This window comes from Mesorhizobium sp. 131-2-1, from assembly GCF_016756535.1.
Taxonomy (GTDB): Bacteria; Pseudomonadota; Alphaproteobacteria; order Rhizobiales; family Rhizobiaceae; genus Mesorhizobium.
In genome coordinates, this window is record NZ_AP023247.1 from 4,433,727 (window position 1) to 4,447,734 (window position 14,008).

Sequence of the window (14,008 nt, forward strand, 5' to 3'; positions counted from 1 at the left end):
GAAGTCGCCGAGCGTGACCGTTGTACACTTTTCCTGGAATGGCTTCAGGCAAACTGCATCAGCAGTCTGTTCGGCGCCGCGCCGACAAGCTCGGCATAGCGGCCGGGGTCGGTCGCGCCCTCCGAGTTGATGACGAGCACGCGCGAATGGCTGTCGAGGTCGAGTGCCGACTGCATGTGCTTGTCGGCTGCCGCGCGGATCAGTCCGGCGAGCCCGGCACCGCCGCTCTCACCGGAGACGATTGCCGGATCGTTGCCCAAGGGTCGCGCCAGCCGCTTCATCACCGCGACCGCATCCTCTTCTTCCACCGTCATGAAGGCATCACCGACGCGTGCCAGCACGCGCCAAGCGACCAGGGACGGCTCGGCGCATTCGAGCATCGCCATGACGGTCGACTGCTGATGCGCGATCGTTGCCGGACGTCCGGCCTCAGCCGAGGCGTAGACGCAAGCCGAGCGCCTCGGCTCGACCACCACGGCCTTCGGCCGCCGCTCGCCGAGCAGGATAGCCATATGGCCGGCAATCGCCGCCGCGAAGCCACCTACGCCGGCCTGCAGGAAGACATGCGTGGGTGGCTCGGCCATTTGCCGCAGCGCCTCGCGCACGATCACGGTATAGCCCTGCATGACCAGGCCGGGGACGCGCTCGTAGCCCGGCCAGGACGTGTTGGAGACGATCTTCCAGCCGCGCTCGGCGCCGACGCGGGCGACTTCGCGCACCGCATGATCATAGCCGCCCTCGACCAGCCCGATCTCGGCGCCCAAACGGGCGATGGCCGCAACGCGCTCGCGGCTTACGCCGGCATGAACGAAAATGACCGAACGCGCGCCGACCAGGCCGGCGCCTTGCGCCACCGAACGGCCATGGTTGCCATCGGTGGCGCAGACGAAGATCATGCTGGACGCGATCTCGCGCACTTTAGCGTCGTTGATCTCGCCGATATCGACGGTGCGGCCGAGCCACTTGCCTGCCTCCTCCAGCACCAGCCGGATGACGGCATAGGCGCCGCCCAGCGCCTTGAAGCTGCCCAGGCCAAGACGCTGGCCCTCATCCTTGACATGAAGCGCCGCGATGCCGAGCTCGCCGGCCAATGCCGGCAAGCCGTGCAGCGGTGTTTCGGCGTGGTTGTCGCGCGCCTTGAGATAATGCTCGGCCCGCTCGGCGCCCGCAATGCCGAGGGCCTCGGCGTCGGCCGCCACCAACGGCTGGTTGTGTTCGGGACGTTGGTTGAGCAGCAACATGGCATTCTTTCTTCGAGGCACTGAACTTATTGGCGCGCGCAAAAATTTGCGTTCTAATCTCGCTGAATGATTGATTTTTGTTTCGGCCATATGTCGCCGAATGTCTGTCTCGACAGGGCCCTACGCTTTCGACCGGACTATTTTTGGTGGTGTTTTGGCTTGGCGGCACTGTGTCGTCGAAGCCGCCAATGCGCGTTTTCTGCTCTTGCGGTCAGTCGGCCGCCAATCTCGCGGCGACGCCGAGCAGGATGTTGGCCCCGGCAACCAGTTCGTCGGCTGGGGTGAACTCTGCCGGGTTATGGCTGATGCCGCCCCGGCTCGGCACGAAGATCATCGCGGACGGCGCAATGCGCGCAATCATCTGCGCGTCGTGCCCGGCACCCGACGTCATGCGCCGGCAGGACAAGCCGTTTGCCCGGGCGCAATCCTCGATCAACGAGACGATCCGGGTGTCGAAGGTGACCGGCTCGAACCGCGCGAGGCGCTCGGCATGGATGGTGACGCCGGCGCTTGCGGCAAGCTTGTCGAGGAAGGCGACGAGTGCCGTTTCCTGTTCGCGAAGGTGCATTTCGTCGGGATCGCGAAGGTCTACGGTGAAGGTCGCCCGCGACGGAATGACGTTGACGGCGTTCGGCTCGAAAGCGATGGTGCCGACGGTCGCCACCGTCGGCGTCGGCGAGGCGCTGGCGCGGTCCGCGAGGAAGCTGACAACCCGCGCGGCGGCGACGCCGGCATCGCGGCGCATCGACATTGGCGTGGTGCCGGCATGGTTGGCCTCGCCCTCGATCGTTATGCGCTGCCAGGAAATGCCCTGCAGGTTCTCGACCGCGCCGATGGCGATTGCCTCGCGTTCGAGCACCGGCCCCTGCTCGACATGCAGCTCGACATAGGCCTGCGGCTTAAAGAAGCCAGGCTGATGCCGACCGGCATAGCCAATGCGCTCCAGTTCCTTGCCCAGGATCGAGCCGTCGGTGCCGACTGCTGCGAGCGCTTCGTCCGCCCCGACGCCGCCGGCAAAGACCAGCGAGCCCATCATGTCGGGCGAATAGCGCACGCCCTCCTCGTTGGTAAAGGCAGCAACGACGATCGGGCGCGAAGGCTCGAAGCCGGCCTCCTTCAGGGTCGCGATCGCTTCCAGCCCGGCAAGCACGCCATAGCAGCCGTCATAGATGCCGGCATCGATCACCGAGTCGATGTGCGAGCCGAGCATGACCGGCGGCTGGCCGGCATTGGCATCGTCCTGCCAGATGCCGAAGATGTTGCCTATGCGGTCGACCGCGACTTCGAGCCCTGTCTCCTCCAGCCAGCCGACGAGGCGGTCGCGGCCGATCCGGTCCATGTCGGAGGCGGCGACGCGAACCAGCCGGCCCTGCGCATCGCGGCCGAGGCTGCCGAGCTCCTGGATACGGCGAAGAAGCCGGTCGGCATTGATCGTCAGATTGCTCATGCCGGCTGCCTCGCCCGCGCAACCTCTTCCGGCGCCATCCCGACCAACTCTGCATAGCGGCCGGGGTCGGTCGCGCCTTCCGAGTTGATGATGAGCACGCGCGAATGGCCATCGAGGTGAAGCGCCGCCCGCATCTTCTTGTCACCGGCAGCGCTGATCAACCCGGCGAGCCCTGCCCCGCCGCTCTCGCCGGAGACGATCGCCGGGTCATCGCCTGAAGGCCGCGCCAGGCGGTTCATCACCGAAACCGCATCCTCCTCGTCCACGGTCATGAAGGCATCGCCGATCCGCGACAGCACGCGCCAGGCAACGAGTGACGGCTCGTAGCATTCGAGCATCGCCATCACCGTTGGCTTGCTGTGTGCGATCGTAGTGGGGGTTCCGGCCTTTGCGGTTTCATAGATGCAGGCCGCCCGCGCGGGCTCGACCACGATTACCCTCGGGCGATCCTCGCCACGCACGATGGCGAGATGGCCGGCCACCGCCGCGGCGAAGCCGCCGACGCCAGCCTGCAGGAAGACATGGGTGGGTGGTTCTGGCAAGCGCTTCAGCGCTTCGCGCACCATCACCGTGTAGCCCTGCATCACCAGTCCCGGTATGCGTTCGTAACCCGGCCAGGACGTGTCGGAGACGACCGTCCAATCGCGCTCGGCGGCGACGCGGGCGGCTTCCCTGACCGAGTGGTCGTAGTCGCCCGCGACACGCACGATCTCGGCGCCGAAGCGGGCGATAGCCGCCACACGTTCGTTGCTGACACCCGAATGGACGAAGATGACGGACCGCGCGCCGACAAGGCCGGCGCCCTGCGCCACCGAGCGTCCATGATTGCCGTCGGTCGCGCAGGCGAAAGTCATGCCTGCGGCTATCGCCTTCACGTCCGGCCGATGCAGTTCCGCGACATCGACGGTGCGACCAAGCCGCTTTCCTGCCTCCTCCAGCACCAGCTGCATCACGGCGTAGGCGCCGCCCAGTGCCTTGAAGCTGCCGAGGCCGAGACGTTGCCCCTCATCCTTCACATGCAGGGCGCCGATGCCGAGCTCGCCCGCCAGCGCCGGCAAGGCATGCAGCGGCGTCTCGGCATCGTTGTCGCGCGCGGCAAGGAAGCGCTCGGCCTCCTCGGCGCCGGCCGTGCCGAGTGTCGCGGCATCAAGCGGGGTCAGTGGCTGGCGGTGGTCCGGGTGGTGGTTGAGCAGGAACATGGCTTGGTTCTCTCCGTCTCGCTGCTGGATATTTATTGCAAGACTGCCGATAAAAGCGCTCTGTTTTGCCAGTTTGAATGCAAGTTTGTTTCGTTGGGAAAACACCATGCCTGTCTTGCCCGATCTCGACGCCTTCGACCGCGCCATCCTGGCCATGCTGCAGAAGGACAACACCACGCCGCAGCGGGTCATCGGCGAGAGGGTCAACCTGTCGGCGCCGGCAGTGCAGCGGCGCATCAAGCGCATGGAGGAGACTGGCGTGATCCGCGCCAATGTCGCGCTGGTCGACCCGGCCAAAGTCGGCCACCCGATCACGATCTTCGTCGAGGTCGAGGTGGAGAGCGAGCGCGCCGAGCTGATCGACGCCGCCAAGCGCGGCTTCGCCGACGTGCCTGAGGTGCAGCAGTGCTATTACGTGACCGGCGAGGCCGATTTCATCCTGGTCGTCACCGCGGCGACGATGGCCGACTACGAGGCGCTGACCAGGCGCCTGTTCTTCGAGAACAACAACGTCAAGCGCTTCCGCACTTTTGTCGCCATGGACCGGGTCAAAGTCGGGCTGGAGGTGCCGGTGGGGTGAGTGGCTAATCTCCCCTCTGGGGGAGATGGCCGGCAGGCCAGAGGGGGGCGCGAAGGATCGCCAACTTTTCTGATTTGACCCATTGCCAGCCGATGCCTGCCGGATGGCGCGGCTGCAGCCAGCTGATAGGCCGGCGGGAGAGCGCCCCCCCTCTGTCCTGCCGGGCATCTCCCCCAAAAAGGGGGGAGATCGGCAGCTTCTCCGCCGGCTGCCTATTCTTACTGGCTCGGAGCCATCGTGTGTTCGCACGACACTTTCGGGTTCATGTCGGCGAAGGTGCCGGTCGGGTTGCCCTTCCAGGCCCAGACATGCAGTTCGTAGAACTCGCCCAGGCCATAGCGGTTGGGGGCGCTGTTGAAGTTGAACAGGTGCCCGTCCAGCGCGGCGGGTCCCTTCGAGCTGATGTATTCGACCGCCACCAGCTTCAGCGTGCCATCGGCCATCGGTTCGTACATCACCGCCTCCGGACGGGCGATGTCGATCTTGTCGTCCTTCAGATACTGGCCGTTGACGTAGTGGATGCCCATGGCGCCGCCGGTGATGCCGCTGGCGCAGGGGATGGGCGCATAGCCCTCGGCCGTTGCGGCCTTGACGTCGAGGAAGCGGCTGTTGGCAGCCCGCACCTTGTCGGCCAGCGGATTGGCGCCTGCTTCAGGCGCTGCTGCCTCCTGATGGGCCTGCGCGAGGGTGGTGCAGGCCGACAGCACGGCCGCGGCCATGAGAAGCCTGTTCCAAAAGTTGGTTTGCATGTTCATTCCATTCTTCCTGAAAAAGCACGGCCGGCCGGCCGCCGGAAATACGGCGGCGCGACAGGCAAGCGCTGAGGGTGTTGCTGGTTGACGATCCCGAATTCGATGCGACGACCGTCGATCATCCCTTCGGCAGATACGAAATCGTTCCGGCCAGATCGGTGTTGTCGATCAGCTGGAAGCGGCTGTCGCTGCCGCCCTGGCGGGCCGAGACGAAGGGCGCGTAGGCCGGATCGCCGGTGAAAGCGCGCGCCGCTGCTTCCGACGGGAAGGCCATCAGCGCGATCAGCGTGGTGTCGAGCGGCTTACCTTCCAGCGTCTTCACATTGCCGCTGCGCGCCAGGTACCTGCCGCCGTGCTTGTGGACGAGGTCGTGCACCGAGGCGGCGTAGTCCGGTATCCATTTCGGATCCTTCACCTTGATGTCCGCGATAATGTAGGTGGTCATGGGTAGTCTCCTGGTTGCGGCGCACAGGGGTATCCCGTGCATCCACCAGAGGGGTCGCATGACGGGGCCGGCGCCAACCAGTCCGCGATCTGTACCGGGCCGGTACAGTTTCTGTACTCGCCGGCTTGTTCATCGGCGCCTAATATGCCGGCCGAGGTTGAAGGGAGAGGCGCATTCATGACCCAGCACGGATACAAGCAGTTCTGCCCGCTATCGATGGCCGCCGAGGTGCTGTGCACCCGCTGGACGATGGTGCTGATGCGCGAGCTGGTGGCGGGCTCCACCCGCTTCAACGACCTGCGCCGCGGCGTGCCGAAAATGTCGCCAACCCTTCTGTCGCAACGGCTGAAGGAGCTCGAGCTGGCGGGAATCGTCGAGCGCAGGGAAGTGCCGGGCGAGAAGGGCATCTTCGAATACCGGCTGACGGAGGCGGGACGCGACCTGCGCCCGGTCGTCGAGGCGATGGGTTTCTGGGGCCAGAAATGGGTCGAGTCCCGGCTCTCGCTCAAGAACCTCGATCCGTCGCTGCTGATGTGGGACATGCGGCGCAATCTGAACCCCACGCCACTGCCCGAAGGACGAACGGTGATACAGTTCCTGTATCAGGAGCTACCGGCGTCCAAGCGCTCGTGGTGGCTGATCGTCGAGAAGCATGGCGAGGTCGACCTTTGCTGGTACGATCCGGGCTTCGAGGTCGATCTTTACGTCTCGACCGACCTGCACACGATGACGGCAATTTGGATGGGCGTGCTGACGGTCGAGAAGGCCGGCGCGAAAGTCGCCCTCACAGGCAACCAGGGCATCGGCAGGCAAATGCAGACCTGGCTCGGGCTCAGCCCGTTCGCCGTCGAGCCCAAGCGCGCGGCGTAACCGGCCGGCTGCTGGTCAGCGCCCAATCGCTCATGCGACCGGGCAAGAGGGGGCGGGCTTGTCCGCTCACCACGGCAGCCTCTTGCCGTCGCGGAAGAAGCCACCAGTCGGGCCATCATCGGGCAAGGTCGCGGCCCAGACGATGCCGGCCGCCCCTGGCGCGACCGGGCGGCCGTCCGGCCCGCCCATGTCGGTCTCCACCCAGTCAGGGCTGACGGCGTTGACCAGGACGCCGGCGCCGCGCAGTTCGGGTGCGAGGATACGGGTGAGCGCATTCAGCGTCGCCCTGCCGGTCGAATAGGTCGGCGCGCCGGCGTTCATCGAGGCCAGCGAACCAGCCTCGGGAGAAACGATGACCAGCCGGCCATGACCGGAGGCGCTGAGCAGCGGCGCGAAGGCGAACGCCATCCGCCAGGCGCCCACGACATAGGTCTCGAAGGTCTTGCGGCCCAACGTGCGGCCAGGCCGCAGCGCCCGAGCGGATAGAGCGTAGTGGATGGCGCCGTTGTTGACGAGCACGTCGAGCCGACCGAACCGGCGCTCCACCTCGGCTGCGGCAAGGGCTGGTCCATCAGGCGCGGCGAAATCCAGCGCGATGGCCTCGACATCGCCGCCGAGCTTCTTCGCCGCGGCTTCGCCCTTGGCGAGGTCGCGCACACCGATGAGTACGGTGAAGCCGAGCGCCGCAAGCTGGCGGCCTGTCTCCAGCACGATGCGATGGTTGCCGCCGGTGACGAGGGCGACCTTGCCGGAGTGATCTGTCGTGCCGGTCATTTTGTTCTCTCAAGCTCTTCGCAAGCAGAATGCGACATTCCCACTGCCGCGCCCAGTTGATTAGGCTGTGTACCCATAAACCCGGCGGCGGGCGCGAAGGCAATGTCTGCTTTGCCCCTGTAGTTGCCGGAGTTGTGCGACAGCGCAAAATGTCGCGATGATCCAAAAGCAGACGGAACGTCGAACGACATTCGAGGTTTCTAAAGATCTACTGCAGTTGTGTTTGTGCACAGCGTGCCAGGTTGGCTCTGACCACGAGATGATGAAAAGGCCTGATCGCGTTGAGATAGGTGAAGCCCAAGGCATTGTGGGTATGCACAACGGTTGTCGCGATGAGCAACGTGCCTATTGGAGAATGGCGTCGGAGCAGAGATAGCCGGAAGTCCAGGTGTCGGTCATCCGTACCGAGCACAATTTCGTCCTTGCCCTCCCAATGCACCGGGAAGAAGTCCACCCGTTCATGGCTGTCCCGGGACGTCCTGACCGTATCGGAGGTTTTGATGCCAAAGGGTGTAACCATGGCGTCGCGCAGCGCGATCAACGCCTTTTGCCGCGCGGGCGGATTGACGAGTGTCCGCGTCGCCAGCTCGCGCATGCTCGACTGTTCCGATGCACTCATGTCAATGCTGTAGCTATCGAGTAAACTGGCGTTCTCGTACCAGCTCGCAACAACACTTTCCGACGGCGGCGTCGTCCGGCGTACCCGCGGTTTGCGGTCTAAACCCATGCTCATGATGATGTCACCTATTCAAGGGGCCATCAACTACGGGGGTGAAGACGAGGCCTATTCACACTCAAACCACGAGGGACTGATTGCGGCTTAGCTGCATTGAGAAGGAAGTCCGGTTTGGGTCATTTCCACCGACTTCGGCGAGGATTGTTGGTCGGTTGATGTCCGCTCCTGTCCGTAAGCGCCGTACCAGGCACACTGCAACCAGCAGCGGCCCTCCCTGCCAGAAACAATCCAGAAACAAGATTCAACAGTCGGGAAAAACTCGCGAAAAAACCGGGTGGCACAACCCATTCCCGGAGCAGCCGAGTGCGGCCAGCGACAACCGATATCGATCTTCGAACAAGGAAATGCCGATTATGAAAAAGACCCTCCTCTCCGTTCTCGGCCTGGCCGTCGCGCTCGCTTTCGCGGTGCCGGCGCTCGGCACCACCGAAGCCAACGCTGCCGCAACCACGGCTGCCGCGACCACGACGACCACGACCGCCGCTCCTGCCGCGGCCACCGAGACGGCGAAGCCCGCAGCCAAGGTCGCTCATCACAAGAAGCACAAGAAGCATCACAAGCATAACGCCCGCAAGCATCACGTGAAGAAGCACCGCAAGCATCACGTCAAGAAGCATCATGTGAAGAAGCACCACGTGAAGAAGCACGTCGCCAAGAAGGCGGCCTAAATCCCGACCCCTCCCACCGGGATGGTTTCTTCATGGCCGGATGGTCCTAACCCCCAGGATCATCCCTCCCCGGAAACGCCGCCTCCCCCCGGAGGCGGCGTTTTCGTTTGATGCATAGATGCGCCGGCCGCTATTTCTTCTTCTGCGGATGGATCGTCTCGCCGCGTTTCAGCATCTCGACGAGGTCGGCGATCTTCTTCCTGCGGCCGGCCTCGGTCTTCATGTTGTGGGTGCGGAACGCGAGCGCGAAGCGGTTCTGGGCGCTGAGCCTTGCCAGCATTTCCTTCGCCTTCGGCTCTGCGTCGATGGCGGCCTGCAGGTCAGGCGGAATGGTCATCTCGCGAGAGCCGCCATAGGCGCGCGCCCAGCGGCCGTCGGCCTTGGCCGCCTCGACCTCGCTCAGACCGTGTTCGGTCATGCGGCCCTCCTCGACCAGGCGGGCGACATTGTCGATGTTGATCCTGCTCCAGATGCTCTTCTTGCCGCGCGGCGTGTAGCGCTGCAGGTAGCTCTTGCCGTCCAGGCTCTTGCGCACCGCGTCGATCCAGCCGAAGCAGAGCACCACGTCGATGGCCTGCTTCGGCGTGATCGAGGGCAGGCCGGAACCGACCTTGTGGATCTTGATCCAGACCTCGGTCTCGCTGGCGTGGTGACGGCCGAGCCAGGCACGGAAGCTGTCGGCGTCGGGGAATTCATGCACCTTGCCGGGATCGACTTTTACAGGGGGCATCGCTGTTCCTCTTTTACCTTCTCCCCTTGTGGGAGAAGGTGGATCGGCGCGCAGCGCCGAGACGGATGAGGGGTGCTGGACGGAATGAGACGTTGAAAATAGACGAATTCTCAGGCACTTACATCCTCGATGTAGCGATCCGTCCAACACCCCTCATCCGGCCGAGCTTCGCTCGGCCACCTTCTCCCACAAGGGGAGAAGGGAGGCTCGCTACTGCAAATGCGGCTTGCGCAAAAAGCTGTTGCGGTCGGCGGATTTCACTCTGAGCCAGGTTTCGCGGCCGTCGCGCACCACGCGCAGCGGGATTTCGGAGCCGGCCGGGTTCTGCCAGAGCTTGCGGTAGAAGTCGGCCAGCCCGTCGACCTCGCCATCCCTGACGTCGGAGATGATGTCGCCCTGGCGCAGGCCGGCCTTGGCGGCGGGGCCGCCCTCGGCGACGCTCATCACCACCACCACGCCGTTCGACTCGGCCGAGAAGGCGCCTAGCCAGGGTCGCGGCGGCCTGGCAACGCTGCCGCGCGTCAGCAGGTCATCGAGGATCGGCGGCAAAAGGTTGATCGGTACGATCATGTTGATGTCGGCGACTTCGCCGGCACGGCTCATCTGCAGGCGCAGTGACCCGACCCCTAGCAGGTTGCCGAGTTTGTCGAACAGCGCCGCACCGCCCCAGGAAGGATGGGCGGGCGCGATGAAGATCGCCTCGTCGAGCAGATATTCCCAATAGCCGGCGAATTCCTGCTTGGTGACGATATGGGAGCGCACGCTCTGGCCGATGCCGTCGACGAGCGTCACGCCGTCGCCGATGCTGGCCTTGTGGGCATCGCCCAGCGCCACAGCTGGCAGGCCGAGTGGCGAAAGCGCCTGCACCAGGCCGAAGCCCGATTCCTGGTCGTAGGCGAGCGCGTGCGCGGGCACGACGCGGCCGTCCTGGTCGGTCAGCCAGACCTCCTCGGCCTCGGTGATGAGATAGCCGATGGTCAGCACCAGCCCGTCGTCGCGGATGACGACGCCACTGCCTTCGCGGCGCGTGCCCAGCGTGTTGGCGGTGAAGGCGTCGTCCGGGACCGTGGCGCGGACAGCCACGACGGAGCGAGAAATGTGGTCGAGAGTCATCGGTTCATCCTGGCAAGATCGTTTCTTCTATAGGTATGGCGGATGGGGTGCGGCGCAAGGGTTGCTTTCCCGTTCCGCTTTGTGGGGTGAGATGGGAACGGCCGTGCCTCAACAATAGTTCAACAAAAATTGGACTTCCCTATTTGACGCCCGCCCGCCCGTACCTAAGTGTAGTTTGCCCCACCCGATCAACCCGCGCCCCGCCGAAACGACAAGGCCTCCCGATGAACCAATACACCCCGCCGAAAGTCTGGACCTGGAACAAGCCGAATGGCGGCACTTTCGCCAGCATCAACCGGCCGATCGCTGGCCCGACGCATGACAAGGACCTGCCTGTCGGCAAGCATCCGCTGCAGCTCTATTCGCTGGCCACGCCCAACGGCCAGAAGGTGACGATCTTGCTGGAGGAGCTTCTGGCGCTGGGCCACAAGGGCGCCGAATACGACGCCTGGCTGATCCGGATCAACGAAGGCGAGCAGTTCGGCAGCGGCTTCGTCGAGGTCAATCCCAATTCCAAGATCCCGGCGCTGCTCGACCGCGGCGGCGACAAGCCGATCCGCGTCTTCGAATCCGGCTCGATCCTCACCTATCTTGCGGAAAAGTTCGGCGAATTCCTGCCGAAGGACCCGGCCGCCCGCGCGGAGACCTTCTCCTGGCTGTTCTGGCAGATGGGCTCGGCGCCCTATCTCGGCGGCGGCTTCGGCCATTTCTACGCCTATGCGCCGGAGAAGATCGAGTACGCCATCGACCGCTTCGCCATGGAGACCAAGCGGCAGATGGACGTGCTCGACCGCAGGCTGGCGGAGAGCGAGTACCTCGCCGGACCGGACTACACCATCGCCGACATGGCGGTGTGGCCCTGGTATGGCGGGCTCGCCAAGGGCCGCAGCTACAATGATGCCGACCAGTTCCTGTCCGTTCATGAGTACAAGCATGTGCAGCGCTGGGCCGATGCGATCGACGCAAGGCCGGCGGTGAAGCGCGGCCGCATGGTCAACCGCATCTCCGGCGACCCGGCCTACCAGTTGCACGAGCGCCACGACGCCAGCGACTTCGAGACCAGGACGCAGGACAAGATGCTAGCGGCGGAATAGGGCCGAGCGGTTGAAGCTGCCGATCTCCCCGCAAGGGGGATTGGCCGCCTCTAGCGCCCATACGTATAGGTCACCGTTGCCGTGCCGAGCGACTGCGCCTTCGCGGCGGCCGCCACGGTCGCGGGAGAAGCGCTCGCCTTGGCGTTGAGCTTCGCCGCCTTGAGGGCATAGAGCGTCAAGACATAGTGATGCGCGCCGCTGCCGGGCGGCGGGCACGGGCCGAAATAGCCGGCGCGGCCGATGTCGCCCTTGCCGAGCACGGCGCCCTTGGGCAAGCCCTTGCCGCCCTTCGAGCCGGCACCTTCGGGCAATCCCTTGGCGCTCGCCGGGATGTTCCAGGCCAGCCAGTGCCACCAGCCCTTGCCGCCGCCAGCATCGGGATCGAACATGGTGAGCGCGTAGCTTTTGGTGCCGGCCGGCGGGTCCTTCCAGTTCAAGGCGATCGAGACGCTGCCGCCGGTGCATCCGCCGGCGCTGTCGCCGATGTATCTGTTGTCCCACTTGCCGTCCGAGACGGAGGGGCTGGAGATCTCGAAGGCCGATGCCTGGCCAGCGAAGACTGACAGGGCAAGGGCGATGAGGCCAAAGCGTGGGGTCATGGCTTTCCTCTCCTTCTGGCTGAACCGCCTGCATTTTAGCCGAGAGGATCCGCTGGAGGCGCGCAACTTCGCGTGACGAGGATAGCGGCTCGGCGAAGCTGCCGATCCCGGCGGCTTTGTCCTCGCGGCGACGGAGATTGCGGCTTAAAGCACCGCCGCCGACAACAGCATGACGAGGCCCACGCCGATCATCAGCAGACCCGGCCAGTTCGGCGACAAGCCAAGGAAGCCCATGCCGCGCCGTCGCGGTTCGAGCGTCGGGCCAGGCGTTGCCAACCTTGCGGCGGAGCGGTCGGCGGGGGTGCCGAGCGGCGCCGGTTCGCTGAGCCGCCCACGCCCGAGCGCCGCGCCCGCCATATAGACAACGCCGGCGACAACGAGCACAGCCCCGATGAGGATGACAGCCATCTCACCTCCAACTGTTTGAACGCTCGGAATGAAACGGCCGGCATGCCAGCAAGGTTCCGGCGGCGGCGCCCACGCGCCCCTTGTGGGAGATGGGAGGGTGTGCCCCCCTACCCCAGCAGTTTCGCCAGCCTTGGAATCCCCTCGCCCACCGCCCTTTGGTCGGCAAGCGTGAAGCTTAGCCGCAGCGTGTTGCGGCCGGTGCCGTCGGCGTAAAACGCATTGCCCGGCACGAAGGCGACGCGGGCTTCCTTGACCGAGCGGGCAAGCAGCGCGGTGGCGTCGCTGCCCTCCGGCAGCGTCACCCAGACGAACATGCCGCCATCCGGCCGGCTCCAGGTGACGCCCGCGGGCATATTGGCCTCGAGCGCGCCGAGCAGGCCGTCGCGGCGGGCGCGGTAGGCGCCGATCAGCTTCTCCACCTGTTGGTCGAAGATCGCCTCGGCGACGCGGTGCATGGCCACCTGGTTGATCGAGGGGCTGTGCAGGTCGGAGGCCTGCTTCATCAGCACAAGGCGCTCCACCACGCGGCGCGGCGCGCAGACCCAGCCGACGCGCATGCCCGGCGACAGGATCTTCGAGAAGGAACCGCAATAGAGCGTGCGGGCATTTTCGATGCCGCCAGAGCGCTGGCAATCCAGCGCAAGGATCGGCGGCACGCCCTCACCGTCATAGCGCAGCGCGCGGTAGGCCGCGTCCTCGATGATCGCGATGTCGAGCTCGCCAGCGAGGTCGAGCACCGCCTCGCGCTGCTTGACGCCCAGCGTCTCGCCGGTCGGGTTGGCGAAGTCCGGCACCAGATAGGCAAACTTCACCTTGCCGCCGGCTGCCGCTGCCGCCGCCTGGTAGGCGGCTGGCGTCATGTTGCCGCCATCGGGCGTCAGCCGGTCGTAGCGCGGCTCGTAGGCATTGAAGGCCTGCAGCGCGCCGAGATAGGTCGGCCAGGTGACCAGCGCGGTGTCGCCCGGCGAGAGAAAGAGCTTGCCGAGATAATCCAACGCCTGCTGCGAGCCGGAAGTGATGAAGATGTTGTGCTCGTCGCAGGCGACGCCGAGCTTGCCCATCTGGCCCGCCAGCCATTTCCTCAGCGGCAGGTAGCCCTCGCTGACCTGATATTGCAGGGCGGCGCTCGCCTCCGCGCCGCCGAGCACCGAGGCATAGGCATCGCTGATGGCGTCCGCCGGAAACAGCGCCGGGTCCGGAATGCCGCCGGCAAAGGAGATGATGTCGGGCTGGTCGAGCAGTTTCAGCAGTTCGCGGATTTCCGACGCCTTCATGCGCGATGCGCGCGACGCCAACAGGTTCATCAAGGTCAAGGCCCACCTCCCCGTGGATGGTGTTAGGAATTTAGGTCA

At 65.2% G+C, this 14,008-nt stretch carries 17 protein-coding genes; 4 read left to right on the plus strand and 13 right to left on the minus strand.

The annotated features are described in order from the left end of the window. Positions 1-44: 44 nt before the first annotated feature. The 3 genes from JG743_RS21510 to JG743_RS21520 all read right to left on the minus strand — a co-directional run bounded on the left by JG743_RS21510 (position 45) and on the right by JG743_RS21520 (position 3,887). The gene (locus tag JG743_RS21510; protein WP_202292758.1) at positions 45-1,241 is read right to left on the minus strand and encodes a diaminopropionate ammonia-lyase; all 1,197 of its coding nucleotides are present in this window, start codon (positions 1,239-1,241) and stop codon (positions 45-47) included. 211 nt (positions 1,242-1,452) lie between these two features. Continuing rightward, a complete protein-coding gene (locus JG743_RS21515) occupies positions 1,453-2,688 on the minus strand; it encodes a Zn-dependent hydrolase (protein ID WP_202292759.1) in 1,236 nt (411 codons plus the stop codon). Further along, on the minus strand, positions 2,685-3,887 hold the full coding sequence (locus JG743_RS21520) for a diaminopropionate ammonia-lyase (RefSeq protein WP_202292760.1): 1,203 nt from the start codon (positions 3,885-3,887) through the stop codon (positions 2,685-2,687). The genes JG743_RS21515 and JG743_RS21520 overlap by 4 nt, the downstream gene beginning before the upstream one ends. 106 nt (positions 3,888-3,993) lie before the next feature. Between JG743_RS21520 and JG743_RS21525 the strand changes: the two genes are divergently transcribed. Further along, positions 3,994-4,467 carry an Lrp/AsnC family transcriptional regulator gene (locus tag JG743_RS21525; RefSeq protein ID WP_202292761.1) on the plus strand — a complete coding sequence of 158 codons (474 nt, stop codon included), beginning with the start codon at positions 3,994-3,996 and terminating at the stop codon, positions 4,465-4,467. 218 nt (positions 4,468-4,685) lie between these two features. Here the strand turns inward: JG743_RS21525 and JG743_RS21530 are convergent, their stop codons facing one another. Beyond that, the gene (locus JG743_RS21530) at positions 4,686-5,216 is read right to left on the minus strand and encodes a hypothetical protein (protein ID WP_446720914.1); all 531 of its coding nucleotides are present in this window, start codon (positions 5,214-5,216) and stop codon (positions 4,686-4,688) included. Between the two features lie 121 nt (positions 5,217-5,337). Then, complete coding sequence (locus JG743_RS21535) at positions 5,338-5,664, minus strand: DUF1330 domain-containing protein (protein WP_202292763.1); 327 nt, start codon at positions 5,662-5,664, stop codon at positions 5,338-5,340. Positions 5,665-5,841: 177 nt separating this feature from the next. Here JG743_RS21535 and JG743_RS21540 point away from each other — a divergent pair, with 177 nt between their 5' ends. Beyond that, positions 5,842-6,534 (plus strand): winged helix-turn-helix transcriptional regulator, encoded by a 693-nt coding sequence (locus JG743_RS21540; protein ID WP_202292764.1) that lies wholly within the window; start codon positions 5,842-5,844, stop codon positions 6,532-6,534. Between the two features lie 66 nt (positions 6,535-6,600). On the opposite strand, the gene JG743_RS21545 is transcribed toward JG743_RS21540, so the two are convergent. From JG743_RS21545 to JG743_RS21555, 3 genes are read right to left on the minus strand one after another with little or no spacing between them, the layout of a single operon-like run. Next, a complete protein-coding gene (locus JG743_RS21545) occupies positions 6,601-7,308 on the minus strand; it encodes an SDR family NAD(P)-dependent oxidoreductase (protein WP_202292765.1) in 708 nt (235 codons plus the stop codon). Next, positions 7,305-7,499, minus strand: a complete 195-nt coding sequence (locus JG743_RS21550) for a hypothetical protein (protein ID WP_202292766.1) — start codon at positions 7,497-7,499, stop codon at positions 7,305-7,307. The genes JG743_RS21545 and JG743_RS21550 overlap by 4 nt, the downstream gene beginning before the upstream one ends. Positions 7,500-7,516: 17 nt before the next feature. Beyond that, positions 7,517-8,041, minus strand: coding sequence for a DUF2867 domain-containing protein (locus JG743_RS21555; RefSeq protein WP_202292767.1), 525 nt, complete (start codon positions 8,039-8,041; stop codon positions 7,517-7,519). Between the two features lie 356 nt (positions 8,042-8,397). Here JG743_RS21555 and JG743_RS21560 point away from each other — a divergent pair, with 356 nt between their 5' ends. Further along, the gene (locus tag JG743_RS21560) at positions 8,398-8,712 is read left to right on the plus strand and encodes a hypothetical protein (protein WP_202292768.1); all 315 of its coding nucleotides are present in this window, start codon (positions 8,398-8,400) and stop codon (positions 8,710-8,712) included. Between the two features lie 130 nt (positions 8,713-8,842). Here the strand turns inward: JG743_RS21560 and JG743_RS21565 are convergent, their stop codons facing one another. Then, complete coding sequence (locus JG743_RS21565) at positions 8,843-9,442, minus strand: YdeI/OmpD-associated family protein (protein WP_202292769.1); 600 nt, start codon at positions 9,440-9,442, stop codon at positions 8,843-8,845. A gap of 210 nt (positions 9,443-9,652) precedes the next feature. Next, positions 9,653-10,555 carry a S1C family serine protease gene (locus tag JG743_RS21570; protein ID WP_202292770.1) on the minus strand — a complete coding sequence of 301 codons (903 nt, stop codon included), beginning with the start codon at positions 10,553-10,555 and terminating at the stop codon, positions 9,653-9,655. 224 nt (positions 10,556-10,779) lie between these two features. On the opposite strand from JG743_RS21570, the gene yghU reads away from it, so the two are divergent. After that, on the plus strand, positions 10,780-11,649 hold the full coding sequence (gene yghU / locus JG743_RS21575) for a glutathione-dependent disulfide-bond oxidoreductase (protein WP_202292771.1): 870 nt from the start codon (positions 10,780-10,782) through the stop codon (positions 11,647-11,649). A gap of 50 nt (positions 11,650-11,699) precedes the next feature. On the opposite strand, the gene JG743_RS21580 is transcribed toward yghU, so the two are convergent. The 3 genes from JG743_RS21580 to JG743_RS21590 all read right to left on the minus strand — a co-directional run bounded on the left by JG743_RS21580 (position 11,700) and on the right by JG743_RS21590 (position 13,960). Continuing rightward, on the minus strand, positions 11,700-12,248 hold the full coding sequence (locus JG743_RS21580) for a YbhB/YbcL family Raf kinase inhibitor-like protein (RefSeq protein ID WP_202292772.1): 549 nt from the start codon (positions 12,246-12,248) through the stop codon (positions 11,700-11,702). Positions 12,249-12,392: 144 nt separating this feature from the next. Further along, positions 12,393-12,656, minus strand: a complete 264-nt coding sequence (locus tag JG743_RS21585) for a hypothetical protein (protein WP_202292773.1) — start codon at positions 12,654-12,656, stop codon at positions 12,393-12,395. A gap of 107 nt (positions 12,657-12,763) precedes the next feature. After that, the gene (locus tag JG743_RS21590; RefSeq protein ID WP_202302809.1) at positions 12,764-13,960 is read right to left on the minus strand and encodes an aminotransferase-like domain-containing protein; all 1,197 of its coding nucleotides are present in this window, start codon (positions 13,958-13,960) and stop codon (positions 12,764-12,766) included. Between the last annotated feature and the right edge of the window lie 48 nt (positions 13,961-14,008).